This is a genomic window from Pseudomonas sp. IAC-BECa141, assembly GCF_020544405.1.
In the GTDB taxonomy this organism is placed as follows: Bacteria; Pseudomonadota; Gammaproteobacteria; order Pseudomonadales; family Pseudomonadaceae; genus Aquipseudomonas.
Window position 1 is genome coordinate 283,051 of sequence record NZ_CP065410.1, and the last position, 25,956, is coordinate 309,006.

Here is a 25,956-nt window from a genome sequence, read left to right on the forward strand (position 1 = left end):
GATGAGCAGACAGCTGAAACTCGGCGCGTTCCTCATGGCCACCGGGCACCACGTTGCTGCGTGGCGGCATCCGGACGTACCCGCCAACGCCGGGCTGGATTTCGCCCATTACAAACGCCTGGCGCAAATTGCCGAGGCAGCGAAGTTCGACACCTTGTTCGTCGCCGACAGTGTTGCCGCCCCGACCCAGGACATCGCCAGCCGCATGGCCCGTTCGGATCACTTCGAACCGCTGACGTTGCTCTCGGCTTTGAGCGCAGTGACCGAACACATCGGCCTGATCGCCACCGCCACCACCAGCTACAACGAGCCCTACCACGTGGCGCGTAAATTCGCCTCGCTCGATCACCTGTCGGGCGGGCGAGCGGGGTGGAATCTGGTGACCTCGGACAACGCCGCCGAAGCACAGAATTTCGGTCGCGATGAACACATCGGCCATGCCGAACGCTACAGCCGCGCCCGGGAATTTCATCAGGTGGTCACCGGGCTCTGGGACAGTTGGCAGGACGATGCCTTCATTCGCGACAAGGCCAGCGGCGCGTATTACGATCCGGAAAAACTGCATGTGCTGGATCACGTCGGCGAACACTTTCGGGTCAAGGGCCCGTTGAACGTTGCGCGTTCGCCACAGGGTCAGCCGGTGATCGTACAGGCCGGCTCGTCGGAAACCAGGCGTGAACTGGCGGCGCAGACGGCCGAAGTGGTGTTCACCGCGCAGACTTCGCTGGCCAACGCCCAGGCGTTTTACGCCGACCTCAAGGGACGCTTGCCGAAGTACGGACGCAGTGCCGATTCGCTGAAAATCATGCCCGGCGTGTTTGTTGTGGTCGGACAAACGGAAGCCGAAGCGCAGGAAAAATGTGAAACGTTTCAGCAATTGGTCGAACCCGAGGTTGGCGTCGCCCTGCTTGGGCGTATGCTGGGCAACTTCGATCTGTCGAAGTACCCGCTGGACGGGCCGCTGCCGGAACTGCCGCTGACTGAAAGCGGCCAGCAAAGTCGACAGAAACTGCTGACCGAACTGGCTGGCCGGGAGCATCTGACCCTGGCCGAATTGGGTCGCAGAATCGCCGGCGGTCGCGGGCATTACAGCGTCGTCGGCACCCCGGCGCAGATTGCCGACCGCTTGCAGGAATGGTTCGAGCAAGGCGCGGCGGACGGTTTCAACGTGCTGGTGCCGCACCTGCCGGGCGGGCTCGAAGACTTCGCCATTGGCGTGGTTCCGGAACTGCAACGGCGCGGGCTGTTCAGAACCGAATACGAGGGCCGGACCTTGCGCCAGAACCTTGGCCTCGCCCGGCCCGGCAACAGATTTGCGTAGCAATCGACACCCGATTCAAGACCGACAAGAGAGGATTCGATGACTTACACCGCTGCCGAAAACCGCTATGACTCCATCCCTTACCGCCGCGTCGGACGCAGCGGTCTGGTATTGCCGGCGCTGTCCCTGGGCCTGTGGCACAACTTCGGCGACAGCACGCCGATCGACACCCAGCGCGCGTTGCTGCGTACCGCGTTCGATCTGGGGATCAACCACTTCGACCTGGCCAACAACTACGGCCCGCCCTACGGCAGCGCCGAGACCAATTTCGGCCGCCTGCTGCGCGAAGACTTCAAGCAGTACCGCGATGAACTGATCATCTCCAGCAAGGCCGGTTGGGACATGTGGCCCGGCCCTTACGGCCAGGGCGGCGGTTCGCGCAAATACGTGCTGGCCAGCCTCGACCAGAGCCTGCAACGCCTCGGTCTGGACTATGTGGATATCTTCTATTCCCACCGCTTCGATCCGGACACCCCGCTGGAAGAAACCGCCAGCGCCCTCGCCACTGCGGTGCAGCAAGGCAAGGCTTTGTACATCGGTATCTCGTCGTACTCCGGGGTGAAAACCCGCGAAATCGCCGCGTTGCTCAAAGAGTGGAAAGTGCCGCTGTTGATTCACCAACCGGCGTACAACCTGCTCAACCGCTGGGTGGAAAAGGACCTGCTCGACACCACCGACGAACTCGGCACCGGCGTGATTGCGTTCACTCCGCTGGCGCAAGGTCTGCTGACCGACAAATACCTCAACGGCGTGCCGGCGGATGCACGGGTCAATCGTCCGGGCGGTGGTTCGTTGCAGGCTTCGCACTTGTCCGAGGCCAACATCGCTCACGTGCGGGCGCTGAACGAGATCGCCAAGCGTCGTGGCCAGAGCCTGGCGCAACTGGCGTTGGCGTGGACGCTGCGCGATCCGCGAGTGACCTCGGCGCTGATCGGCGCGAGCCGGCCGGAGCAGATTATCGAGAACGTCGAAGCGTTGAAGAACCTGAGCTTCAGTGCGCAGGAGCTGGCGGAAATTGACCGGTTTGCCCAGGAGGGCGGGATCAATCTTTGGGAGAAGCCTTCCACGGCTGAATAAGTGACTGGCGCCGAGTCATTCGGCGCCTGCTCTGACGCTTTCGCGGGCAAGCCCGCTCCCACAGGGGCCGAGTCGTACACAAAACTTGTGAACGCCGCTGTACCTGTGGGAGCGGGCTTGCCCGCGAAGAGGACGGCTCAAGCACCAGGAAGATCGGTGCCTATTTAAAGAACGGCACATCCCCCAACACCGTAGCCCGCTGCATCACCCGTCGCGCCGGACGGTAATCATCCACCGCGTAATGCTGGGTCACGCGGTTGTCCCAGAACGCGATGTCATCCTTCTGCCAGCGCCAGCGAATGGTGAATTCAGGGCGTGTCGCGTGGGCGAACAAGAACTTCAGCACCGCTTCACTCTCGGTTTCCGACAGCTCATTGATCTTCGACGTGAACCCTTCACTGACGAACAGCGAACGCCGTCCGCTTACCGGGTGCGTGCGAATTACCGGGTGCGACAGCGGGGGATTCTTGCGCCGCGCCGCTTCCCACTGCGCCAGTGCTTCCGGGGTGTTGCCGTAGCGCTCCAGCGGAAACGAGCGGGTGAAATCATGCGTAGCGGTCAACCCTTCGAGCATTGCCTTCATCGGCGCCGACAGCGCTTCATACGCGGCAATGCCGCTGGCCCACAACGTGTCGCCACCAAACTCCGGCAACAGCTTGGCGCTGAGCACCGCGCCCATGGCCGGGGTCGGCAGGAAGGTCACGTCGGTGTGCCAGATCGCGTTGTCGCGTACGTCGGTGACGGCGGTGTCGAGGATCAGCACTTCCGGCTGTTCCGGCACGTTCGGGTAGATCGGATGAATGTGCAGATCGCCGAAGTAGGCGGCGAAACGCGCCTGCTGCGACGGCTCGATCGGCTGATTGCGGAAGAACAGCACCTGGTATTTGAGCAGCGCCTGCTCGATGGCGTCGCGTTGTTCCAGGTTCAGCGGCTGGCTGATGTCGACGCCGCTGATCTGTGCGCCGAGGGCCGAGCTTAACGGGGTGATGTTCAGGCTGCTCATGGTGGTTCTCTTCAATTCCGGGGCCCCGAAACTGTCGGGGTAGTCAGTGCTGAAAAATCAGTGGGCCTGGCCGTGCCACGGCACCAGCTTGCGTTGCAGGGCGCGCAGGCCCATTTCCATGGCGAAGGCGATCAGGGCGATGACCAGAATCCCCAGCACCACCACATCGGTAACCAGAAATTGCGCGGCCGACTGCACCATGAAGCCCAGGCCGCTGGTGGCTGCGATCAATTCGGCGGCGACCAGAGTCGACCAGCCGACACCCAGACCAATGCGCACACCGGTCAGAATGTCCGGCAGGGCGCTGGGCAAAATAACGTGGCGGATCAGTTGTGCGCGGGTGGCGCCAAGCGATTGCGCGGCGCGCAGTTTGGCCGGGTCGACGGTGCGCACGCCGGTGGCGGTGGCAATCGCGATCGGGGCAAAAATCGCCAGGTAGATCAGCAGCACTTTTGACAACTCGCCGATGCCGCACCAGATCACGATCAGCGGCAGATAGGCGAGTGGCGGAATCGGCCGGTAGAACTCGATCAGCGGATCGAGCACGCCACGGGCGATGCGATTGGCGCCGATGGCAATGCCCACCGGCACGGCGGTCAGAATCGCGAAACCGAGGCCCAGGCCGATGCGGCTCAGGCTCGCGCCCAAGTGCTGCCACAACGTCGAGTCCATGTAGCCCGTGGTCGCCAGCAACCAGCCTTTTTGCAGCACGGCAGATGGTGGCGGCAGGAACAGCGGCTCGATCAGGCCGGTGGCCGTGACGGCCCACCAGATCACCAGTAACGCGAACAGGGTCAGCAGGCTGATCCAGCGGATGCTGAGGCTGCGGCGCACGGGAATCGCCACCGACGTGGTGGCGGGTTTCACTGCGGTGGCGGAAACGTCGTAACTGCTCATGCGCGCTCCTGCCGTTGAACGGCGCTGCGTTGCGAGAACACTTTGGCCAGCACGTGTTCGCGGGTTTCGATGAAGCGTGGATCGGACTTGATCGCCCGCGCCGATTCGCCGGCGGCGTAACGCTTGCCGAAATCCAGGTGCAGGCGCTCGACGATCTGCCCCGGATTCGGCGCCAGCAGAATCAGGTCAGTGGCGAGGAACACCGCCTCTTCAATGTCGTGGGTGATCAGGAATACCGGTTTGGCGGTGCGTTGCCAGACTTGCAGCAACAGCTCCTGCATCTGTTCGCGGGTGAAGGCATCGAGGGCGCCGAAGGGTTCGTCCATCAGCAACACACGCGGGTCCGCCGCGAGGGCGCGGGCCAGGCCGACACGCTGCTTCTGGCCGCCTGAAAGCTGCCAGATGCGACGGTGTTCAAAACCGGAAAGATCGACCAGCGCCAGCATTTCCCGGGCGATCTGTTCGCGTTTGTCTCTGGCCACACCGGCCAGCTCCAGACCGAAGGCAACGTTGGCCAGCACGTCCTGCCAGGGCAGCAGGGCGTCGTCCTGGAATACCACGCCGCGCTCGGCGCTCGGGCCTTTGACCGGCACGTTGTCGAGAGTGATGCGCCCGGCGCTCGGTTCGACGAAACCGGCGATCAGGTTCAACAGCGAAGTCTTGCCACTGCCGGACGGGCCCAGGGCCACCAGCAATTGCCGAGGGCCGAGGGTCAGGGAAATGTCGGACAGAACCGGTTCCGGGCTGCCGGGATACTGTGCGCTGATGCGCTCCAGCTGTAGCAAGGCCATCGCAATTAACTCCCGATCAGTTGGTGATGTACTTGGCGCTGACGTACGGCGCGTAGTCCGGCAGTACCGCTTCGACCTTGCCTTGCTCCTTGAGGAACGCGGCGGTGTCGGTGATGGCTTTGGTGGTCGGTGCGCCGAGGTCGCTGACCTGATCCGCCGCCAGCGGGTAGACGTTGCCCTGCAGCAGCAATGGAATGTCGCCGGCCTTGGCGCCCGAGAGCTTCACCAGCTTGTCGACGTTGCTCTGATTGGCCAGCCAGGCTTTCGGATCCTTGCGGTAGTCGGCGTAGGCGTCGAGGGTGACCTTGGCGAATGCGGTGACGATTTCCGGGTGCTTCTCGGCGAAGTCCTTGCGCACGATCCAGGCGTCGAAGGTCGGCGCACCGAACTTGGCCAGTTCGCCGGAAGTGATCAGCACTTTGCCGTTTTCCTTGGCCACACCCAGCGCCGGATCCCAAACATAGGTGGCGTCGATGTCACCGCGTTTCCACGCGGCAATGATCGCTGGCGGGGCGAGGTTGAGGACGGTGACTTTCGACGGGTCGATGTTCCAGTGCTTCAGTGCGGCGAGCAGGCTGTAGTGACCGGTGGACACGAACGGCACGGCGATTTTCTTGCCGACCAGATCCTGCGGGGTTTTGATGCCGGAGCCGTCGCGGGCGACCAGTGCTTCGGCGGCGCCGATCTGGGTGGCGATGAGGAAGGTTTCCACCGGGACCTTGCGGGTGATCGCCGCGGTCAGCGGGCTGGAACCGAGGTAGCCGATCTGCACGTCGCCGGACGCGATGGCGGCGATGATGTCGGCACCGTTATCGAATTTGCGCCAGTTGATGTCGGCCTTGGTGGCTTTCTCGTAGGCGCCATCGGCCTGGGCAACTTTCGCCGGGTCAACGGTGGTCTGGTAGGCGACGGTGAGGTCGGCGGCCTGAGCCAGGAAACTCGCGGCAGCCAGAGAGGCCACGGCCAGCAGGCGAAACGGGAAATTCAGTTTCATTGAAAAGCTCCATATCAGGCGACCGAACGTCGGCGTGAAAGGAGACTAAATGATCTAAGAAACTAAAAATAAATAACTTTTTAGAATGAGCTTATGAGCGGAAAAATCTAAGGGAAAGAACGTGATAGTTCCCGCGCAGACGGTTGATAGTTCCCACGCTCTGCGTGGGAATTCAGCTCGTGACGCTCTGCGTCACTGGGACGCAGAGCGTCCCTTGAGGCATTCCCACGCAGAGCGTGGGAACGATCAACAATAAAAGACAAACGATCAGTTGCTGATCGCCAGAATGCTCGCCTGATACGCACCGACAAACACGTCGAAATCGCCAACCTCGTTCTGTTCCAGCTCAGCCTGTTGCGCCAGCGAAGACCGCGCCAGTTCTTCGAACCGCGCTTGTTCTTCAGCCGCCAACGGCTCGCTGCGGAAGAATTCGGCGTGGGCCTGGCTCTGGCGCAGGGAGAATTGCGCGAAGCTTTCCTTGTGCGTGGCCATCGCCGCCAGCACCTGGGCCGAAGGCGTCAGGGACGAATCCTTGACCTTCGCCAACTGCGCATCGAGCGCCTTGCTGTGGGCATCGCCGCCGTGGCTTTGATCCAGCAGCGCCGCCAGCGGAGCGATTTTTTCCAGCAGTTCGGCGGCCCATTCCTTCAGCTCGACCGGTTGACCGTCGCGCTGCAATTGCAGGCCCGGACGGCGACCTTCCTTGACCACGCTGAGGAAGTTGGAGGTGGCGTTGCCGCAGGAGTTGTTGGTCAGCAGCGGGCTTTCGTTGAGTGCGCAGTACAGCAGGAACGCGTCGAGGAAGCGCGACTCGGTGAGGTCGATGCCCATCGGCAGGAACGGGTTGATGTCCAGGCAGCGCACTTCGACGTACTGAATGCCACGAGACATCAAGGCCTGGATCGGCCGCTCGCCGGTGTAGGTCACGCGTTTCGGGCGGATGTTCGAGTAGTACTCGTTTTCGATCTGCAGGATGTTGGTGTTCAGTTGCACCCACTCGCCATCCTGGTGCGTGCCGACTTCGACATACGGCGCGTACGGCGTGGCCACTGCTTTGCGCAGGCTGTCGGTGTAGCTCGCCAGGTCGTTGTAGCACGGGGTCAGGCCGGCCTGGGCGTTGCTCTGGTAACCGAGGTCACTCATGCGCAGGCTGGTGGCGTAAGGCAGGTACAGGGTGTCCGGATCCAGTTGTTCCAACTGATGCGGACGACCGCGCAGGAAACCGGCGTCCAGCGCCGGCGAGGCACCGAACAGGTACATCAGCAGCCAGCTGTAGCGGCGGAAATTACGGATCAGCGCGATATAGGACGATGACTGGAAATCCCGGTCGGTGCCGACGAAGCCTTCGGCTTCTTTCAGCAACGGCCAGAGCTTTTCCGGCAGGGAGAAGTTGTAGTGAATCCCGGCGATGCACTGCATGGTCTTGCCGTAACGCAGGGCCAGGCCCTTGCGATAGACGTACTTGAGCTGACCGATGTTGGAGGTGCCGTAATAGGCGATCGGGATGTCTTCCTCGGCCGGCAACGGGCACGGCATCGATGGACTCCACAGGTACTCGTTGCCGAGCTTGCTGTAGGCGAAGCGATGAATCTTTTCCAGGCTCGCCAGCGTGTCGGCAGGGTCTGGCAGGGCGGGCGTGATGAACTCCAGCAGCGACTCGGAATAGTCGGTCGTGATCTGTTCGTTGGTCAGCGCGGAACCCAGGGCTTCAGGGTGCGGGGTTTGGGCCAGGCGGCCTTCGCCGGTCACGCGCAGGCATTCACGTTCGATACCGTGAAGGCACTGCTCAAGCAGAGAGAGGTTAGCGCGCTCGCCGAGCAGAGCCAGGCGGCGGTTGAGAAGTTCGCTCAATTTGGATTCCTTCACGCGTCAGTCGCCCCAATATGGGGGTGGGCAGGACGGTCTACAAGGGTGAAGTTGAAACTGGCGTTTTCGCCTGGTTTTTCGGGCTCTGAAGCCCCCGTTGAAACGCCAACTTCACTCCCTGAATCTGGCCGATGCACGCGAAGATTACGCAGTCCCTGTGGGAGCGGACTTGCCCGCGAATGGGGCGTATCAGCCAGTATCAACTTGTCTGACACACCGCTTTCGCGGGCAAGCCCGCTCCTACAGAAAAGCTCGACGCTGCGATCACAGCGCCGAAATTAACTCAAAATGATGAACAACATCTACAGGACAGCGAACGTGCCTTGCGCTTTTGCGACCAGTTTGTCGCCCTGCATCACATCGGCCTCGACCACCAGCGTGCGCCGTCCCGGGTGGATCACCCGTGCCGTGCACATCACCTCGCCTTCGGAGACGGCGCGGATGTAGTTGATCTTGCACTCGATGGTCGCGCTCTGCTGGTCAAAGCCGTGGGTGCTGGAACAGGCCAGCCCCATGGCGATATCCACCAGACTGAACAGCGCGCCGCCGTGCAGCTTGCCGCCGCGGTTGCGCAGTTCGGGTTCCAGCGCCAGGGCGACTTGCGCCACCCCGGTTTCCAGGCTGTGCAGGCGGCAGCCCAACAGCTTGAAAAACGCGCTCTCGACGAGCCCGGCCGGAATGTCCATCAGCGTTTCTTCAACTGCTTGGCGTTGGCAAACAACGACGCCATCGCGTTATTCACCGGAGCAGCCGGGGTGCTTTCCTTGCGTGGCGCCGAACCCTGCGACTGGCGTGGTGCCGAGCCCGGACGCGAGCCACGGGCACCGTCGATCTTCTCGCCCGGGGTGTCGCTCATGCGCATCGACAGGCCGACGCGTTTGCGCGGGATGTCGACTTCCATGACCTTCACTTTCACCACATCACCGGCCTTCACCGCTTCGCGCGGATCCTTGATGAATTTCTCCGACAGCGCCGAAATGTGTACCAGACCGTCCTGGTGCACGCCGATATCGACGAACGCACCGAACGCGGTGACGTTGGTCACCACGCCTTCGAGGATCATCCCCAGTTGCAGGTCCTTCAAGTCCTCGACGCCTTCCTGGAACTCGGCGGTCTTGAACTCCGGACGCGGGTCGCGGCCCGGCTTTTCCAGTTCCTGCAGGATGTCGGTGACGGTGGGCAGACCGAAGGTCTCGTCGGTGAACTTCTTCGGATCCAGGCGCTTGAGGAACGCGGCGTCGCCGATCAGCGAGCGGATGTCGCGGTCGGTTTCAGCGGCGATGCGTTGCACCAGCGGATAGGCTTCCGGGTGAACGGCCGAGGAATCCAGCGGATTGTCGCCGTTCATCACGCGCAGGAAGCCGGCGGCCTGTTCGAAGGTTTTCTCGCCCAGACGCGCGACTTTCTTCAACGCAGCGCGGGTCTTGAACGCGCCGTGCTCGTCACGGTGAGTCACGATGTTCTGCGCCAGGGTCGCGTTGAGGCCGGAGATCCGCGCGAGCAGCGCCACGGACGCGGTGTTCACGTCCACACCCACGGCGTTCACGCAGTCCTCGACCACGGCGTCCAGGCCGCGCGCCAGTTTCAGCTGCGACACGTCATGCTGGTACTGGCCGACACCGATGGATTTCGGATCGATCTTCACCAGTTCGGCCAGCGGATCCTGCAAGCGACGGGCGATCGACACGGCGCCACGGATCGATACGTCCAGATCCGGGAATTCCTTGGCTGCCAGCTCCGAGGCCGAATACACCGACGCGCCCGCCTCGGACACCATGACTTTGGTCATTTTCATCGCCGGGTATTTTTTGATCAGCTCGATCGCCAGCTTGTCGGTTTCACGGCTGGCGGTGCCGTTGCCGATGGCGATCAGGTCGACCGAGTGCTTGGCGCACAGGGCGGCCAGGATGGCGATGGTCTGATCCCATTTGTTGTGCGGCACGTGCGGGTAAACCGTGGTGTGATCCAGCAGCTTGCCGGTGGAGTCGACCACCGCAACCTTGCAACCGGTACGCAGGCCCGGGTCGAGGCCCAGGGTGGCGCGCGGCCCGGCCGGGGCGGCCAGCAGCAGGTCGTGCAGGTTGTGAGCGAACACGTTGATCGCTTCGGTTTCGGCGCCGTCGCGCAACTCGCCCAGCAGGTCGGTTTCCAGGTGAGTGTAGAGCTTGACCTTCCAGGTCCAGCGCACCACTTCACCCAGCCATTTGTCGGCCGGCCGGTTCTGGTTCTGAATGCCGACGTGCTGGCCGATCATGCCTTCGCACGGGTGCAGGGTGCCCGGCAGTTCTTCGCCGACTTTCAGCGCGCAGCTGAGGATGCCTTCGTTGCGGCCACGGAAAATCGCCAGCGCGCGGTGCGACGGCACGCCTTTGAGCGGTTCGTCGTGTTCGAAGTAATCGCGGAACTTGGCGCCTTCCTCCTCCTTGCCGGCGATCACGCGGGCACTGAGGGTGGCTTCCTGCTTCAAATAGTTGCGCAGTTTTTCCAGCAGGTTGGCGTCTTCGGCGAAACGCTCCATGAGGATGTACTTGGCGCCTTCCAGCGCAGCCTTGATGTCCGCCACGCCTTTTTCGGCGTCGATGAAGCGCGCTGCTTCGGTTTCCGGGGCCAGGTTCGGATCGTTGAACAGCCCGTCGGCCAGCTCGCCGAGGCCGGCTTCCAGGGCGATCTGGCCCTTGGTACGGCGCTTCTGTTTGTACGGCAGGTACAAGTCTTCGAGGCGGGTCTTGGTGTCGGCGAGTTTGATTTCGCGCTCCAGCTCAGGGGTGAGTTTGCCCTGCTCCTGAATGCTGGAAAGAATGCTGATGCGCCGTTCGTCGAGTTCTCGCAGGTAGCGCAGACGCTCTTCCAGATGACGCAGTTGAGTGTCATCGAGGCTGCCGGTCACTTCTTTCCGGTAACGGGCGATGAAGGGAACGGTAGAGCCTTCATCGAGTAGCGCGACGGCCGCTTCGACCTGTTGTGGGCGTACGCCGAGTTCCTCGGCGATGCGGCTGTTGATGCTGTCCATAAAACCACCTGACAAATTGTGAAAGCAGGCTCGCAGGCGCGTAAATAAAGGCCCGGAGTCTGGTGGGGCGGCTTGAAGCTGGCCGCTGCCTGGGTCAAAAGGCATCCCATTGACCCGTGAAATCGAACAATTACTGCGGCGCCCATGAAAATAAGGGGCGGCCACCTGCGGTAACGATTCAGACGTTGCCTGACACAAAAGGCCGCGCATTATAACCAGCGTTCTGTCATTCGGGGGCGACGCAGTCTGTAGGCACAAGCCCCGGTTTTCTGGCAGTGAAGGAAAAATCTGCTAACAATGCACACGGTGCGTATAACGGCAGCTACGCCATAATGCGCGCCGAGCTAAAAGGAGCATCCAATGAGCAGCACTGCACAAACTGCTGAAGGCGAAAAAATTCTCATCGTTGACGACGATCCGGGGCTGAGCAGCCTGCTGGAACGCTTTTTCGTCAGCAAGGGCTACCGTGCCCGCGCCGTACCGAATACCGAGCAGATGGATCGTCTGCTGTCGCGTGAAGTGTTCAACCTGGTCGTCCTCGACCTGATGCTGCCGGGCGAAGACGGCCTCACCGCTTGCCGCCGCCTGCGCGGTGCGAACAATCAGATTCCGATCATCATGCTCACCGCCAAGGGCGACGAGCTGAGCCGTATCAAGGGTCTGGAACTGGGCGCCGACGACTACCTGGCCAAGCCGTTCAACCCGGACGAGCTGATGGCTCGCGTCAAAGCCGTATTGCGCCGCCAGGCGGCACCGGTGCCGGGCGCGCCGGGCAGTGAAGAAGAAAACGTCACGTTTGGCGATTACGTGCTGTCCCTGGCCACCCGCGAACTCAAGCGCGGCGACGAAGTGCACATGCTCACCACCGGTGAGTTTGCGGTACTCAAGGCTCTGGTGATGAATGCCCGCCAGCCACTGACTCGCGACAAACTGATGAACCTGGCCCGTGGCCGCGAGTGGGATGCTCTGGAGCGTTCCATCGACGTGCAGATTTCCCGTCTGCGCCGGATGATCGAACCTGATCCGTCCAAACCGCGTTACATCCAGACCGTCTGGGGTGTCGGCTACGTGTTCGTGCCGGATGGCAACTCCACCAAGTGATGGGTGATTTGTAGGAGCGGGTCTGCGGGAAAAGGTCGGAAACGCCGTCCGCGCAGACTCGCAATCCGCAATATGCGAGCATTGCTCGCTCCTGCAAGTGTGTAGCGCTTATCCATGAAAACCCCCGTCTGGTTCCCCCAAAGTTTCTTCTCCCGCACCCTGTGGCTGGTGCTCATCGTCGTATTGTTTTCCAAGGCACTGACTCTGGTTTATCTGTTGATGAACGAGGACGTGCTGGTGGATCGGCAATACAGCCACGGCGTCGCCCTGACGCTGCGTGCCTACTGGGCGGCCGACGAAGAAAACCGCGCGAAAATCGCTGATGCCGCGACCCTGATCCGGGTGGTTGGTGCCGGTGTGCCGGAAGGTGAACAGCACTGGCCGTACAGCGAAATCTACCAGCGGCAGATGCAGGCGGAGCTGGGCGCCGACACCGAAGTGCGCTTGCGCATGCACTCGCCGCCGGCCTTGTGGGTTCGCGCGCCGAGTCTCGGCGATGGTTGGCTGAAAGTCCCGCTGTATCCACACCCGCTGCGCGGCCAGAAAATCTGGAACGTGCTTGGCTGGTTCCTGGCGATCGGTTTGCTGTCCACGGCGTCGGCGTGGATTTTCGTCAGCCAGCTCAACCAACCGTTGAAACGTCTGGTTTATGCTGCCCGGCAACTCGGCCAGGGCCGTAGCGTGCGCCTGCCGATCAGCGATACCCCCAGCGAAATGGCCGAGGTTTATCGTGCCTTCAACCAGATGGCCGAAGACGTCGAGCAGGCCGGTCGCGAGCGTGAGCTGATGCTCGCGGGGGTATCCCATGACTTGCGCACACCGCTGACCCGTTTGCGGCTGTCACTGGAGTTGATGGGCGACCGCACCGACCTGACCGAGGACATGGTCCGAGACATCGAAGACATGGACGCGATCCTCGACCAGTTCCTCGCATTCATTCGCGATGGCCGGGACGAGTCGGTGGAGGAAGTGGATCTCAGCGATCTGGTGCGTGAAGTGGCGGCGCCCTTCAACCAGAGTGAAGAGAAAGTACGCCTGCGCCTGGAGCCGATCCAGCCGTTCCCGCTGCGTCGGGTGTCGATGAAGCGTTTGCTGAACAACCTGATCGGCAACGCCTTGAATCATGCCGGCGGCAGCGTGGACGTCGCGGCCTATGTCTCCGGAGACACCAGTGCGCCGTACGTGGTGCTGAGCGTAATGGATCGGGGTGCGGGGATCGATCCTTCCGAGCTTGAGGCGATCTTCAACCCGTTCACCCGTGGCGATCGTGCGCGGGGCGGCAAGGGCACCGGGCTGGGACTGGCGATTGTGAAGCGGATTGCTTCGATGCACGGCGGCAATGTCGAGTTGCGCAACCGCTCCGGTGGCGGGCTGGAGGCGCGGGTCCGGTTGCCATTGGGATTGATGCTGCCGCGAGACGCGGTTTAAGTTTCAGGCGGCCTTGCGGCCGCCTGATTCAAGGTTCAACCCTTGCCTTTTGTGCGGGTCATGTTCGGCCCGCCATTCTTCTCAAGGTGCTCGATGATGATCCCCGCCACGTTTTTGCCCGTGGTGGTTTCGATCCCTTCCAGACCCGGTGACGAATTCACTTCCATCACCAGCGGCCCGTGGTTGGAACGCAGAATATCCACACCCGCCACCGTCAGCCCCATGACCTTGGCTGCACGCAGCGCAGTCATGCGTTCTTCCGGGGTGATTTTGATCAGGCTGGCGCTGCCGCCCCGGTGCAGGTTGGAGCGGAACTCGCCGGGCTTGGCCTGACGCTTCATCGCCGCGATCACCTTGTCGCCGACCACGAAGCAGCGGATGTCCGCGCCGCCGGCTTCCTTGATGTATTCCTGCACCATGATGTTCTGCTTCAGGCCCATGAACGCCTCGATCACCGACTCTGCCGCCGTCGCGGTTTCACACAACACCACGCCGATTCCCTGGGTGCCTTCCAGCACCTTGATCACCAGCGGCGCGCCGTTGACCATGTCGATCAGGTCGGGAATGTCATCCGGCGAGTGGGCGAACCCGGTCACCGGCAGGCCGATGCCCCGGCGCGACAGCAATTGCAGCGAACGCAGCTTGTCCCGGGAGCGGGCGATGGCCACCGATTCGTTGAGCGGAAACACCCCCATCATTTCAAACTGGCGCAACACTGCGCAGCCATAAAACGTTACCGAAGCGCCGATCCGCGGGATCACTGCATCGAAACCCTCCAGCGGCTTGCCGCGGTAGTGGATCTGCGGCTTGTGGCTGGCAATGTTCATATAGGCGCGCAAGGTGTCGATCACCACCATTTCATGCCCGCGTTCGGTTCCGGCTTCGACCAGACGGCGGGTGGAATACAGACGCGGATTTCGCGACAGCACAGCGATCTTCATGCAACACCTGTGGAGGAGGTAGATACCGGGAACACCGGCTTGTCTTGTACATATTTGATGCCCGGATTGACCACCAGCTGGCCGTCGATCAGGGCTTTGGAACCGAGCAACAGGCGATAGCGCATGGACTTGCGGCAGGCGAGGGTGAACTCGATCGGCCAGACCCTGTCACCCAGGGCCAGCGTGGTGCTGATCACGTAGCGGACCTGGGCCTGGCCATTGGAGCTCTTGATGGTCTTGCGGGCGACCAGCGGCGCTTCGCATCGCCGATGGCGCAACTGCACGACGGTGCCCAGGTGCGCGGTGAAGCGCACCCACTTCTCACCGTCGCGTTCGAACGGCTCGATGTCGGTGGCATGCAGGCTGGAGGTGCTGGCGCCGGTATCGATTTTTGCCCGAAGGCCGGCGACTCCCAGATCCGGAAGCGCCACCCACTCGCGCAGACCGATAACGGTCAAATGGTCAAATGTCTTCAAAGGAAAAAACCAACGATTAACGCGTCCACGCTTCAGGGGACACCTGAGCCAACGCTTTGAATGCGGGCCTGGCGAACCAGAAACCCTGCATCAGAAATATTCCGCAGTCCGCCAGGAAATCCCGTTCCCCCGCACTCTCTATGCCTTCGGCGATGACTGTAACGTTCAACTCCGCACAGATTGTGACAATCCCCCGAACGATAGCCTGACGAACACGGTCACGGTCGATATCGCGGATCAGCGACATGTCGAGTTTGATCAGATCCGGTTGGAAATCGGCCAGCAGATTGAGCCCCGAATAACCGGCACCGAAATCGTCGATGGCCGTCTTGAAGCCGAATTCGCGGTATTCACGCAGAATATTAGTCAAATGGCGATAGTTATCTACGTGCTCGCTTTCCAGGGTTTCGAAAATCAGCCGGTCGATCGGGAAATTGTGTTTCCTGGCAGCCTCCAGGGTGCTGCGAATGCATAACTCTGGACGATAGACGGCGTTGGGCATGAAGTTGATCGACAAGTGTGTCTGCATATTTAGTCCGGCTGCGCCTTCGATGGCGCGAGTCCGGCAGAGCTGGTCGAAACGGTAGCGATTATCTTCCGTAACCTGATCCAGCACGGTTAAAGCGCCTTCACCGGCCACACCACGAACCAGTGCCTCGTAGGCGTACACCGACTCGTCACGCAGATCCACGATGGGCTGATAGGCGAAGGAAAAATCGAAGCCCAGCGGTTCGCTTTGCTGGCAGCCCGCGCACCCGGATTTGGGTGAGGTCAATGAAGACGGAAATTTGGTCACTCGATCACTCCATGCCGTTGAACCGGCGAAGATCACAGTTTATCTGGAGGGCCGGATTCTTGCGCCCGACAGAATCGGTAGTACAGTTCCGACTACTGGCTGAACGAGGAATTCATATGGCGCAAAAACAGGAAGAGGACGACAAGGTCCGTCTCGACAAGTGGTTGTGGGCTGCGCGTTTTTTCAAGACCCGCGCGTTGGCCAAGGCTGCCATCGAGAGCGGCAAAGTGCATTGTCGGGGAGAGCGCTGCAAACCTGGCAAAGAACCACGCATTGGTGATGAGTTCGAGATTCGCACCGGCTTCGACGAGAAGACCGTTGTGGTTCAGGCCTTGTCGATCGTGCGTCGCGGCGCACCTGAGGCGCAGACGCTGTATGCCGAGACCGAGGCGAGTATTGCCAAACGTGAATCGGCTGCTGCGATGCGCAAGGCCGGCGCCCTGGGCGTGACCACTGACGGTAAACCGAGCAAGAAGCAGCGTCGGGATCTGTTTAAATTTCGTGGGAACAGTAGCGGCGAATAAAAAAACGCAGCCTGCCGGACTGGGTTCAAGACCCGCCGGCGGCTGCGTTTTTTTCAGCCATTTGATTACTGCGCGGACACCACACTCATCCGCGAAATCACCGGCAGTTTGCCCAGCAGCCGGAAAACCGGCGACGTGACCTTCAACCAGAAGTTCGCCGCGTGATAAGCAAATGGCGTGTAGTAACCCCAGCCCAGTGCCCACACCGCCAGCAGCATGCCGCCGATGTAATCGTCCTGGCCCCAATGGGCACCGGCGACCAGACGCGGCAGCATGAACAGCAGCGCCAGGCCCCAGATCACTGCGAACTGGCCGACCGTGCGGCTGAACACGCCCATGAACAGCGCCCAGATCAGCAACACCGAAGCGTGGTCACCGGGGAAGCTCTGGCTCGAGCGATCCTTCAGTTCCCAGGTCTTCTCCAGATGCGGGAAGTAATCGCTGATATGCACCGCGCCTTCGAGCACCATCGACGGGCTGCTGTGTTGCCAGTCCATGTGATCGGCGAACTTGGAAAACAGCGCGCGGATCACCACCATCAACAGCAGGATCGAGAAAAATCCGAAAAAGGCGCGACGCACGTCAATCGCCCTGAACACCCAGTCGCCCTTGATCAGCAGCATCAGCAGAATCAGGCCGACGACGATGTCGAACGGTCGCAGACTTGCAATTGCCCAGATGTGGAGCCATATGGGGTTGCTGGCCAGCGGTGCGTTGAGTGAGCGGAACAGCCACTCGTCGAAAATCACACACAGCATCTGACCCGTAGGCCATAACCAGAAAGCCAACAGTGCCAATGGCACGATGTTGCACAGAACCAGCCGGCCGAGGTTCCACCTTGATTGGAACAAACCCGGATTGTTCATAAAATGCCTCCCGTGGCTGAACATCGGCATCAAGAAGGATGCCAGAAGCGCGGAATTTTCATCCTTTGTAACCATTTTGTCATCACATTCAGATACCCAGACCTATGACCGATTTCCTCGATACCGATTACACCCAACGCTTCATCTTCGATGACAGCGACACTCGCGGCGAACTGGTGTCGCTGGAGCGCAGCTATGCCGAAGTGCTCGCCAAGCACCCGTACCCGGAACCGGTTGCGCAATTGCTGGGCGAACTGATGGCTGCCGCGTCGTTGCTGGTGGGCACCCTGAAATTCGATGGCTTGCTGATTCTTCAGGCCCGTTCCGAAGGCCCGATCCCGCTGCTGATGATCGAGTGCTCCAGCGAGCGCGAAATCCGTGGCCTGGCGCGCTATCACGCCGATCAGATTCCGGCCGACGCCACCCTCGGCGAACTGATGCCCAACGGTGTGCTGGCCTTGACCGTCGACCCGATCGTCGGCCAGCGCTATCAGGGCATCGTCGACCTCGACGGCGAAACCCTGTCCGACTGCTTCACCAACTATTTCGTCATGTCCCAGCAGGTTGGCACCCGCTTCAAGCTGTGCGCCGATGGTCGTCGTGCCCGTGGTCTGCTGCTGCAGCAACTGCCGGCCGATCGCTTGAAAGACGAAGAAGAACGCGCCGCCAGCTGGCAGCACATCACCGCGTTGGGCAACACCCTGACCGCTGATGAACTGTTGAGCCTGGACAACGAAACGATTCTGCATCGCCTCTACCATGAAGAGCAGGTTCGTCTGTTCGATGTGCAGAAATTGCACTTCCACTGCAGCTGCTCCCGCGAGCGTTCGGGCAATGCACTGGTCAGCCTGGGTCTGGAAGATGCGCAGGCACTTGTTGCCGAGCAAGGTGGACAAGTCGAGATCGATTGCCAGTTCTGCAACCAGCGCTACCTGTTCGATGCGGCAGATATCGCTCAATTGTTCGCTGGCGCGGGCGTCGAGACGCCGTCAGAGACCCGGCACTAAAACGGTTCAGCGCAGGTAAATTCACTGCTCAACGACGGAATAACGCCGTTACGACGGGAGGGCCCTACTCTTTTTGGGCTTTTCTGGCATAATCCGGCCCACTTTTTTCGCGGTAGTAGTGCACGACTTTCTACTACAAAACGTTTGGAGCACACTCGGCCACTGGCCGACGGGGAACCTCATGACGCAAGCCAATAACGCCGTGTACACCGATCTGAGTGTTGATGATCTGGTAAAAGAAGCCCTGAACCGCGGTGAAGGCGAGCTTGCCGATACCGGCGCTCTGGTTGTTCGCACCGGTCACCGCACCGGCCGTTCGCCAGTCGACCGTTTCATCGTTGAAGAGCCTTCCACCCAGGCTGCCATTGCCTGGGGCCCGATCAACCGCAAGTTCCCGGCCGACAAGTTCGACGCGCTGTGGGCTCGTGTTGAAGCATTCAACAACGCGCAAGAGCATTTCGTTTCCCACGTGCATGTAGGCGCGGCCGAAGATCACTACCTGGCTGTGAAGATGACCACCCAGACTGCCTGGCAGAACCTGTTCGGTCGTTGCCTGTTCATCAACCCGGCTCAGTACAACCCGGCCGGTCGCGAAGAGTGGCAAGTGCTGAACGTTGCCAACTTCGAGTGCGTACCAGAGCGTGACGGCACCAACTCCGACGGTTGCGTGATCATCAACTTCGCCCAGAAGAAAGTGCTGATCGCCGGCATGCGTTACGCCGGTGAAATGAAGAAAGCCATGTTCTCCGTGCAGAACTTCCTGCTGCCGGCCGCTGACGTGCTGCCAATGCACTGCGCTGCCAATATCGGCGAAGAAGGCGACGTGACCCTGTTCTTCGGTCTGTCGGGCACCGGCAAGACCACCCTGTCCGCCGACGAAAGCCGTTATCTGATCGGTGACGACGAACACGGCTGGGGCGAAGGCGTTGTCTTCAACATCGAAGGCGGCTGCTACGCCAAGTGCATCGACTTGTCCGAGAAGAACGAGCCGGTCATCTGGAAAGCCATCAAGCACGGCGCGGTGCTGGAAAACGTCGTGATCGACGACGCCAAGCACGCCGACTACGCCGATGTCAGCCTGACCCAGAACAGCCGCGCGGCCTACCCGCTGGAGCACGTTGCCAAGCGTTCCGCGAAGAACCTGGGCGGTGAGCCAAACGCTGTAATCTTCCTGACCTGCGACCTGACCGGCGTCCTGCCACCCGTGTCGATCCTCAACGAAGAACAAGCGGCCTATCACTTCCTGTCCGGCTACACCGCACTGGTGGGCTCGACTGAAATGGGCTCGGGCAGCGGCATCAAGTCGACCTTCTCCACCTGCTTCGGCGCACCGTTCTTCCCGCGTCCGGCCGGCGAATACGCTGAACTGCTGATCAAGCGCATCCGCGGCTTCGGCTCCAAGGTCTACCTGGTCAACACCGGCTGGACCGGCGGTGGCTACGGCGTCGGCAAACGCTTCAACATCCCGACCACCCGCGCGGTGATCGCAGCGATCCAGAGCGGCGCGCTGATCGGCGCAGCCACCGAGCACCTGGACACCATCAACCTGGACGTGCCACTGGCTGTACCGGGCGTCGAAACCAACCTGCTCAACCCGCGCAACACCTGGGCTGACAAGGCTGCGTACGACGAAGCTGCCAAAGCACTGGCCGGTCTGTTCATCGAGAACTTCAAGAAGTTCGAAGTGAGCGACGCGATCAAGGCTGCCGGGCCTAAGTTGTAAGACTGGGTTTTGGTGAATGAAAAAGCCGCCTCTTGTGGGCGGCTTTTTTGTGGGCGTTCATTTTCTCAATGGGCCAATGCATTCAAAACATGAACCGGGTCGTTATGAATGGCCTTGAGCAAAGCTTTTGCCGGCCCAGTAGGCTCGCGACGACCCTGTTCCCAATTTCGTAGAGTGCCGAGCTGGACGTCGATCAGTGCCGCAAATTTGGCCTGGGTCAAACCGGTAGCTTTACGAATCTCTTTGACCTGCAAAGCATCAACGTGGAATTCGCGAGAAGGTGTGCGCTCGCCTCGTACGATCTCGTCCATCTCTTGCACACTTTCCATCAGCTCATCAAAAAATTTGCTCATGGTCATCTCCATTTTTCGATCAAGACCTTGAGTGCTTTGCGCTCATCGCTGGACAGATCGTGTTGTTCATTTTTAGGGTAGATCATCAATAACCCGATTTGTGATGCCGAAACGAAGTGGTAGTAGATAACCCGTGCTCCGCCTCGCTTGCCGTGTCCTTTCGCTGCGATTCGGGTTTTTCGGATCCCGCCTGTGCCTTCAATTACATCGCCAATCGAGGGACTTACAACCAGTTGCTTCTGAAAAGCGGCGTAAGTGTCATCGTCCAGCAGCTCTTTTACTCGACGGGTAAAGATCCGAGTCTCAATAAAAATCATCGCAAATGTACGCCATTGGCTTACCTTCCAGCAATGCTGGCGGGATTTGAGTAGATGACTGGTAAGTGATCGTTCTCATGTCGAACATGGGAACGATCTGATCACTCAACCTCAGACTGGAGCTTTCCAGTTGAGCATTCGTTGCTGGGCGACCTGTAACAGGTCAAACCCGTCTTTGGTCAGCAGGTAAAGGGCGTGGGTGATGTGAGGAATGTCTTCAACGTCGGCGTGTTTGAAGCAGAGGCAGTAGAGGGTTTGCAGCAGGTCGCTTGAGGCGCGCAGGCGCTGGACGGCGCATTCGAGGATGTCTTGCGGGTTGGCTTCGGTGTCGATGACGAGGGGCTTGGTGTCGGTGAGATTGGAGTCGAGTGGGCGGTAGCGATTGGAGTGGAGCTCGTTCCATGATTTCATTTTTTAGATCCTCAATTGCTTCGAATGAAGCCACCACATCGTGACCAAGCGACTGGAGGCGACTGTGTTCGGGTTGGTCAACCGGTGAGGATCATGCACATACCCGGCACGCTCGAAAGCGTCCCAAACACAGCCACCATAACGCTGCTGGCAATTGAGTGCCGGCAGCATACAGCGGACGCGAATGCATGATCCATTCGGGTGACCAAGCCCGAGTCGCTGAATTGTCAGCGACAGTCACAACTATAGGTTTCGGCCCACTGGCGCCGATAGAAGACAAGGCGCCGCTGCGTGTAGGAACGGGATGCAGATTCGTGCAGCCCGTTCCTACGGATCAATCACGGTTTTCAACGAATCGATCGATACGCCTCAATATCCAGCACACTCGTGGTCAGCCCGGTCGCCGGGGTATAGATCGTGCCTTTCACCGTCGAGAACGGAACGCCTTTGCTGCCCAGCGAAACGTAGCGCTCGCCTTGATCCAGCTCGGTGAACCAGGTGTAGGAACACTTCTCCATGGCCTTGTATTTCGCTGCCGCGTTGACGATGGCGGCGGTGTGGTTGCGAAGGGCGGCATCGGTGAGGTTGAGGTTTTTGTCGAGTACGGTGCCCCAGCGTTTCAGGCAGACCTCGGCAAAGTGGCGCACGATCAGGCCGGGTTCGGCCAGCACTTTTGGACCACTGTTGCCATCGGCGGAGGCGTTGCCCACCAGGGTGGCGTGACGGCCGGGCATCGGGAAGATGCTGGTCTTGGTTCCGGTCGCGGTTTGCGGGATGACGCAACTGAAGCCCTTGGAACGTTCATCCCGAGCGTAGAAACCCACATACTCTTTTACGTTGCTGTTGAGCTTTACCCGATGTTCCTGAAAATTGCCAATACCTGGCACCGGGTCAATGGCGAAGATATTCACTGGAATGTTTTTCAGTGCACTGTCCTTGAACATGACATTGGCCAGCATGTGACAACTGATACCCCCGCGGCTCCAGCCCACCAGATTGACTTTTGTTGGAATAACACCACCCTTTCGGAAGGTTTTAATAATCTGCTCCTGTAACTTCTGTTGCGTGACGCTGCGATCGCCATAGTTGTATTTGCGCCACAGCCACGAACCTTCGACCTTTACATCTTCAATCGGGATGCCGGCGGCTTTGAGGCGGTTATATTCCGCTTCGGTCAGTTGCTCGCGCTGCCAGTCACATTGGCCCTTGATGATGTTTACCGCGTGTTGGACGTTCTCCTCCCAGCCCTTGCCGAACAAAGTTCCGCTGAGACCGTAGTCCTTGGATTTGGTGAACAGATCATCAGCTTGCAGGTTGCTGGTACCGGGGCCATCGACGACGATCCATTCGGCGAACTCGCGCCCCGTGTGATGAGACGCAAGTGTGGAGACCAATTCTCCATTCCAATAGTTTTCATGAGTATCATCAAACTTTGTCGAACCTGTACCGCAAAAGAAAATAGTCAGCGTAGTCATGTTATTGCTCTTGGTTGATGTAAGAGCGAACAGGCTAGTTCTGAACTTTGCTGTAAGGGAAGTGGTGGGTTGTTGCGAACTTTGTAAGTTTGTCCGCGAGCGCTAATTATTTAATCGTTGCCTGGCAACTTCCAATAAGTCGCAGCCGTCCTGCGTCAATAAATAAAGCGCATTGACGATGTTGGGGATGTCTTTTACATCGGCCTGTTTGAAACACAAGCAGTAAAGAGTTTCCAGAAGATCGCTGGCGGCGCGCAACCGAAGATCGGCGGCATCGAGTAAATCAACCGGTGTTGCTTCGGTGTCGATGACCATTACCGGGTTGTTGCCGTCGCAGCTCTTGAGAGGGCGAAAACGATTATTCAGCGGTGTGGAAATGTTCATGTTTGAGGCGTGTCCTTTTCGAAGTCGCTTCGGCGGGCCGACACAGAGTTTTCAGTCGCGCCGGCCACTATAGAAGGGCTCCTTCGAATGGGACAAGACAGCCACAATGGACAGAATTCGTAGGGGTTTTTCCGGGGTTCGGGCATTTTCCCTACGCGGTTTTACGGCTTTTTCACAGCCAAACCCTGAGTGGAGAGATTTCCTACGTGTTTAGCGGGCGATTCCCGTTAAACATCTGTATGGTGCGCGCCAGAATCCGTGGGGCGTTTCCGGACGTCCGACCCAGACTTAAAGGGAATTAGGTATGCAGTGGCTACGAATGGCCTCGATCATTTTGCTTTGGGCCGGTGGATGTCGTTTGGCGTTGGCCTCCGAGGCGGGCAATGGACTGGTGCTCGCGCACGTGGAGCGCACGGACTGGCCGGACGCACTCACGACCCAGGCCGGCATCGACACGGCTTCCCGCGCTGAAGTGTTGATGTTCGGCAAGGCACTGCTGGCCTGCGAAGGCCTGGATGAATCCGCACTCAAACAACGCCTGGGTGTGCCACATGCGCAGCTCAAGTCAATCCGTCAGGTGCGTGAGGGTTTATGGGATCGTCTGCTCGCCACCTATCGCAACGCCAGTCAGAGCTGCGACGAGCAAGCGTTCTGCCCACGGGTGCGCAGTGTTGCCGACCTGCGTCAGCTGGCGGCGGCATTCACCGGTGATATCAGCCCGGCCCATGCACTGTGGGCCAGCAAAAGCCTGGGCGTGCATGAGCAGCTGTTGAACGAGCAATTGCGAGTGGCGGTGTTGCAGCCGTAGAGTCTGCTAAGCCGTTGGCGTGGGGCTCGCCGCCACCACGCTGGCGAGTGGCGGAAGCTCGCCGGGAAAGGGCAGGCACCCGCCCAGTAACAGGCTCTGGACAAGAAGGGCGAAGAGCAATTTCAAACGGTTCGACATATTCATTCCTTGGCGAGTCTCTAGATGTATCGGCCGTCCTGGCGCGATGAATGTCGGACGTTACTCTCGCCACGGCGATGCAGGCGAGGAACAAAGTGTTTCGTTTGTTTCTAGCCGTGACTCGGCATTTCACGCTGTATCATCCCGTATCGATTTGACCCCCGACCTTTCTCGACGCGCTGCGATCGCCCGCTAGGCTGTTGGCATCACAGCGGTCAACGGAGTGACAGCGAATGCACAACACCCTGGAACAGGTTTTCGGTTATCCACAGTTTCGTCCCGGTCAAGAAGCGGCAATCAGCGCCGTTCTCGCCGGGCGCTCGGCGGCTGCGATCTTTCCCACCGGCTCCGGCAAGTCCCTTTGTTATCAGGTGCCGGCAATCCTGCTGCCACACCTGACGCTGGTGGTCTCGCCGCTGCTGGCGTTGATGCAGGATCAGCTGGAGTTCTTGCGTCGGCACGGGATTTCGGCAGGCAGCATCGATTCGGCGCAGAGCCGCGAAGACGCCAACGATGTGATGGCTCGCGCCCGTTCCGGTGAACTGAAGATCCTGATGATTTCCGTGGAGCGTTTGAAGAACGAGCGCTTTCGCAACTTTTTGCAGCAGGTGCCGATCTCGCTGCTGGTGGTGGACGAGGCGCACTGCATCTCCGAGTGGGGCCACAATTTCCGCCCCGACTACCTCAAGCTGCCGGACTACCAGCGCCAGTTCAACATCCCGCAAACCTTGCTGCTGACCGCCACGGCAACACCGAAAGTCATCGCCGACATGCAGGCGAAATTCGCCATCGCTGCAGAAGATGTGGTGACCACCGGTTTCTATCGGCCAAACCTCAATCTGCTGGTCGAGCCGGTGCGTGGACAGGACAAGCGCCGCCGGCTGGTGGAGTGGATGAGCGAGCGTGCGGGTCAGCCGAGCATCGTCTACGTCACCCTGCAGAAAACCGCCGAACAGATTGCCGAACATCTTGAGCGCAATGGCATTCAGGCCGAGGCTTATCACGCCGGTTTGCCCCATGAGCAACGGGACGCGATCCAGAAGCACTTCATGAGCGGGCAGTCCAATTGCATCGTCGCCACCATTGCCTTCGGCATGGGTATCGACAAGAGCGACATCCGCAATGTGGTGCATTTCGACCTGCCCAAATCCATCGAAAACTACAGCCAGGAAATCGGTCGCGCCGGGCGTGACGGGCAGCCGTCCGATTGTCTGGTGCTGGCCAACCGCGACAGCCTCAACGTGCTGGAAAACTTTGTGTACGGCGACACGCCGGAACAGGATGGCATTCGCCATGTGTTGGACGAGTTGCAGGCCGCCGCAGCCGAAGGCCAATGGGAGTTTCTGCTCGGGCCGTTGGCGGATCAGAGCAACATTCGTTCGTTGCCTTTGAAGACGTTGCTGGTGCAGCTGGAACTGCGAGGGCTGATTGCCCCGCGCTACGCGTACTACGCTGAATACCGTTTCAAGTACTTGCTGGAGCCCGAAGCGCTGCTTGAGCGTTTCGAGGGCGAGCGCAGGGATTTCGTTGCCGCGATCATCCAGACCTCAAGCCGCGCGCGTACTTGGGCCACGGTGAATTTCGAGGCGATGTACGAGCAGTATTCGGCCGAGCGCAATCGGGTGGTGAAGGCACTGGATTATTTCCAGGAAAAGGGCTGGGTCGAGCTTGAGAGCAAGCAGATGACCGAGGTCTACAACGTCCTGCGCGGCGATTTCGACAGCCAGGCCTTGAGCGCTGAACTGCATGACTATTTCACCCGCCATGAGCAAACCGAAGTGGCGCGGATTCACGCCATGCTCGAGCTGTTCGCCACCGAGCGATGCCTTGGTTATCGGCTGGCCGAATATTTCGGTGATCACGATGCGCCGCAGCAGTGCGGGCATTGTTCGGTGTGTCACGGGCAAGTCGCCCGGCTGCCGACACCTCCGGAATTGCCGGCGCTTGTGGATAAAAATTTCGCGGCGTTGTGTGGCGATTTTATCCACAGGCATCAGCAGCACGCTGGCAGTACTCCGTCGGCGGAGCAGGTTACCCGGTTCCTGTGCGGCATCAGCGTGCCGTTGTTTACCAAGCTCAAGGCGCGGGCCATTTCCGGGTTTGCGGCGCTGGAGGAATATCCCTACGCCGAGGTGAGGGCCTGGGCTCAGGCGCATCTCTGAGCTCTCGAATCCATCTGCTGAATGTCGATCATCACGGCCATGAACTTCAAAAATGCCCGGTAGCTGACTATGGTGATGGCTGTCTTC

Annotated in this window: 25 protein-coding genes; 9 read left to right on the top strand and 16 right to left on the bottom strand. The window is 60.0% G+C overall.

Annotation, left to right across the window (positions count from 1 at the left end; translation table 11 throughout):
* Position 1 precedes the first annotated feature (1 nt).
* Positions 2–1,321, top strand: a complete 1,320-nt coding sequence (locus tag I5961_RS01245; protein WP_227234115.1) for an LLM class flavin-dependent oxidoreductase — start codon at positions 2–4, stop codon at positions 1,319–1,321.
* 39 nt (positions 1,322–1,360) lie between these two features.
* Entirely contained in the window at positions 1,361–2,398 is a 1,038-nt protein-coding gene (gene mgrA, locus I5961_RS01250) for an L-glyceraldehyde 3-phosphate reductase (protein ID WP_085702740.1), read from the top strand.
* A 160-nt stretch (positions 2,399–2,558) separates the two neighbouring features.
* On the opposite strand, the gene tauD is transcribed toward mgrA, so the two are convergent.
* The 7 genes from tauD to I5961_RS01285 all read right to left on the bottom strand — a co-directional run bounded on the left by tauD (position 2,559) and on the right by I5961_RS01285 (position 10,959).
* Positions 2,559–3,401: a taurine dioxygenase gene (tauD, locus tag I5961_RS01255; protein WP_085698001.1), complete on the bottom strand. Its 843-nt coding sequence runs from the start codon at positions 3,399–3,401 to the stop codon at positions 2,559–2,561.
* Positions 3,402–3,458: 57 nt separating this feature from the next.
* Positions 3,459–4,298, bottom strand: coding sequence for a taurine ABC transporter permease TauC (tauC, locus tag I5961_RS01260; protein ID WP_085702739.1), 840 nt, complete (start codon positions 4,296–4,298; stop codon positions 3,459–3,461).
* Positions 4,295–5,089 (bottom strand): taurine ABC transporter ATP-binding subunit, encoded by a 795-nt coding sequence (gene tauB, locus I5961_RS01265; RefSeq protein ID WP_227234117.1) that lies wholly within the window; start codon positions 5,087–5,089, stop codon positions 4,295–4,297. Before tauB ends, tauC begins: the two co-directional genes overlap by 4 nt.
* A 16-nt stretch (positions 5,090–5,105) precedes the next feature.
* Positions 5,106–6,083 carry a taurine ABC transporter substrate-binding protein gene (gene tauA / locus I5961_RS01270; RefSeq protein ID WP_227234118.1) on the bottom strand — a complete coding sequence of 326 codons (978 nt, stop codon included), beginning with the start codon at positions 6,081–6,083 and terminating at the stop codon, positions 5,106–5,108.
* A gap of 267 nt (positions 6,084–6,350) precedes the next feature.
* Positions 6,351–7,934 (bottom strand): glutamate--cysteine ligase, encoded by a 1,584-nt coding sequence (gene gshA, locus I5961_RS01275; RefSeq protein ID WP_227234120.1) that lies wholly within the window; start codon positions 7,932–7,934, stop codon positions 6,351–6,353.
* A gap of 317 nt (positions 7,935–8,251) precedes the next feature.
* Positions 8,252–8,635, bottom strand: coding sequence for a PaaI family thioesterase (locus tag I5961_RS01280; protein ID WP_007952699.1), 384 nt, complete (start codon positions 8,633–8,635; stop codon positions 8,252–8,254).
* Entirely contained in the window at positions 8,635–10,959 is a 2,325-nt protein-coding gene (locus I5961_RS01285) for a Tex family protein (RefSeq protein WP_085698005.1), read from the bottom strand. Before I5961_RS01285 ends, I5961_RS01280 begins: the two co-directional genes overlap by 1 nt.
* Before the next feature lie 360 nt (positions 10,960–11,319).
* Between I5961_RS01285 and ompR the strand changes: the two genes are divergently transcribed.
* Entirely contained in the window at positions 11,320–12,060 is a 741-nt protein-coding gene (ompR, locus tag I5961_RS01290; RefSeq protein WP_007952694.1) for a two-component system response regulator OmpR, read from the top strand.
* A gap of 114 nt (positions 12,061–12,174) precedes the next feature.
* Positions 12,175–13,488 (top strand): ATP-binding protein, encoded by a 1,314-nt coding sequence (locus I5961_RS01295; RefSeq protein WP_085698006.1) that lies wholly within the window; start codon positions 12,175–12,177, stop codon positions 13,486–13,488.
* Positions 13,489–13,523: 35 nt separating this feature from the next.
* On the opposite strand, the gene rimK is transcribed toward I5961_RS01295, so the two are convergent.
* From rimK to I5961_RS01310, 3 genes are read right to left on the bottom strand one after another with little or no spacing between them, the layout of a single operon-like run.
* Positions 13,524–14,429: a 30S ribosomal protein S6--L-glutamate ligase gene (gene rimK / locus I5961_RS01300; RefSeq protein WP_065257794.1), complete on the bottom strand. Its 906-nt coding sequence runs from the start codon at positions 14,427–14,429 to the stop codon at positions 13,524–13,526.
* On the bottom strand, positions 14,426–14,872 hold the full coding sequence (locus I5961_RS01305; protein ID WP_170844915.1) for an ATP-dependent zinc protease: 447 nt from the start codon (positions 14,870–14,872) through the stop codon (positions 14,426–14,428). The genes rimK and I5961_RS01305 overlap by 4 nt, the downstream gene beginning before the upstream one ends.
* A 49-nt stretch (positions 14,873–14,921) precedes the next feature.
* Entirely contained in the window at positions 14,922–15,701 is a 780-nt protein-coding gene (locus tag I5961_RS01310) for an EAL domain-containing protein (protein ID WP_227235557.1), read from the bottom strand.
* Between the two features lie 116 nt (positions 15,702–15,817).
* On the opposite strand from I5961_RS01310, the gene I5961_RS01315 reads away from it, so the two are divergent.
* Positions 15,818–16,225, top strand: coding sequence for an RNA-binding S4 domain-containing protein (locus tag I5961_RS01315; protein ID WP_085702734.1), 408 nt, complete (start codon positions 15,818–15,820; stop codon positions 16,223–16,225).
* 65 nt (positions 16,226–16,290) lie between these two features.
* On the opposite strand, the gene I5961_RS01320 is transcribed toward I5961_RS01315, so the two are convergent.
* Positions 16,291–17,091 carry a phosphatase PAP2 family protein gene (locus I5961_RS01320; protein WP_085698009.1) on the bottom strand — a complete coding sequence of 267 codons (801 nt, stop codon included), beginning with the start codon at positions 17,089–17,091 and terminating at the stop codon, positions 16,291–16,293.
* Between the two features lie 104 nt (positions 17,092–17,195).
* Here I5961_RS01320 and hslO point away from each other — a divergent pair, with 104 nt between their 5' ends.
* Entirely contained in the window at positions 17,196–18,098 is a 903-nt protein-coding gene (gene hslO / locus I5961_RS01325) for an Hsp33 family molecular chaperone HslO (protein WP_227234121.1), read from the top strand.
* Positions 18,099–18,279: 181 nt separating this feature from the next.
* Complete coding sequence (locus tag I5961_RS01330) at positions 18,280–19,821, top strand: phosphoenolpyruvate carboxykinase (protein WP_085702732.1); 1,542 nt, start codon at positions 18,280–18,282, stop codon at positions 19,819–19,821.
* Positions 19,822–19,886: 65 nt separating this feature from the next.
* On the opposite strand, the gene nadS is transcribed toward I5961_RS01330, so the two are convergent.
* From nadS to I5961_RS01355, 5 genes are all read right to left on the bottom strand, one after another.
* Entirely contained in the window at positions 19,887–20,174 is a 288-nt protein-coding gene (nadS, locus tag I5961_RS01335; protein ID WP_041475108.1) for a NadS family protein, read from the bottom strand.
* A gap of 2 nt (positions 20,175–20,176) precedes the next feature.
* Entirely contained in the window at positions 20,177–20,491 is a 315-nt protein-coding gene (locus I5961_RS01340; RefSeq protein ID WP_011331970.1) for a type II toxin-antitoxin system RelE/ParE family toxin, read from the bottom strand.
* A gap of 111 nt (positions 20,492–20,602) precedes the next feature.
* Entirely contained in the window at positions 20,603–20,902 is a 300-nt protein-coding gene (locus I5961_RS01345; protein ID WP_227234123.1) for a hypothetical protein, read from the bottom strand.
* 347 nt (positions 20,903–21,249) lie between these two features.
* Complete coding sequence (locus tag I5961_RS01350; protein ID WP_085698015.1) at positions 21,250–22,377, bottom strand: hypothetical protein; 1,128 nt, start codon at positions 22,375–22,377, stop codon at positions 21,250–21,252.
* 102 nt (positions 22,378–22,479) lie between these two features.
* The gene (locus tag I5961_RS01355) at positions 22,480–22,761 is read right to left on the bottom strand and encodes a hypothetical protein (protein WP_085698016.1); all 282 of its coding nucleotides are present in this window, start codon (positions 22,759–22,761) and stop codon (positions 22,480–22,482) included.
* Between the two features lie 304 nt (positions 22,762–23,065).
* Between I5961_RS01355 and I5961_RS01360 the strand changes: the two genes are divergently transcribed.
* Together I5961_RS01360 and I5961_RS01365 are read left to right on the top strand one after the other, a co-directional pair.
* On the top strand, positions 23,066–23,569 hold the full coding sequence (locus I5961_RS01360; protein WP_227234124.1) for a polysaccharide deacetylase: 504 nt from the start codon (positions 23,066–23,068) through the stop codon (positions 23,567–23,569).
* 371 nt (positions 23,570–23,940) lie between these two features.
* The gene (locus tag I5961_RS01365; protein ID WP_227234126.1) at positions 23,941–25,869 is read left to right on the top strand and encodes an ATP-dependent DNA helicase RecQ; all 1,929 of its coding nucleotides are present in this window, start codon (positions 23,941–23,943) and stop codon (positions 25,867–25,869) included.
* Positions 25,870–25,956 lie beyond the last annotated feature (87 nt).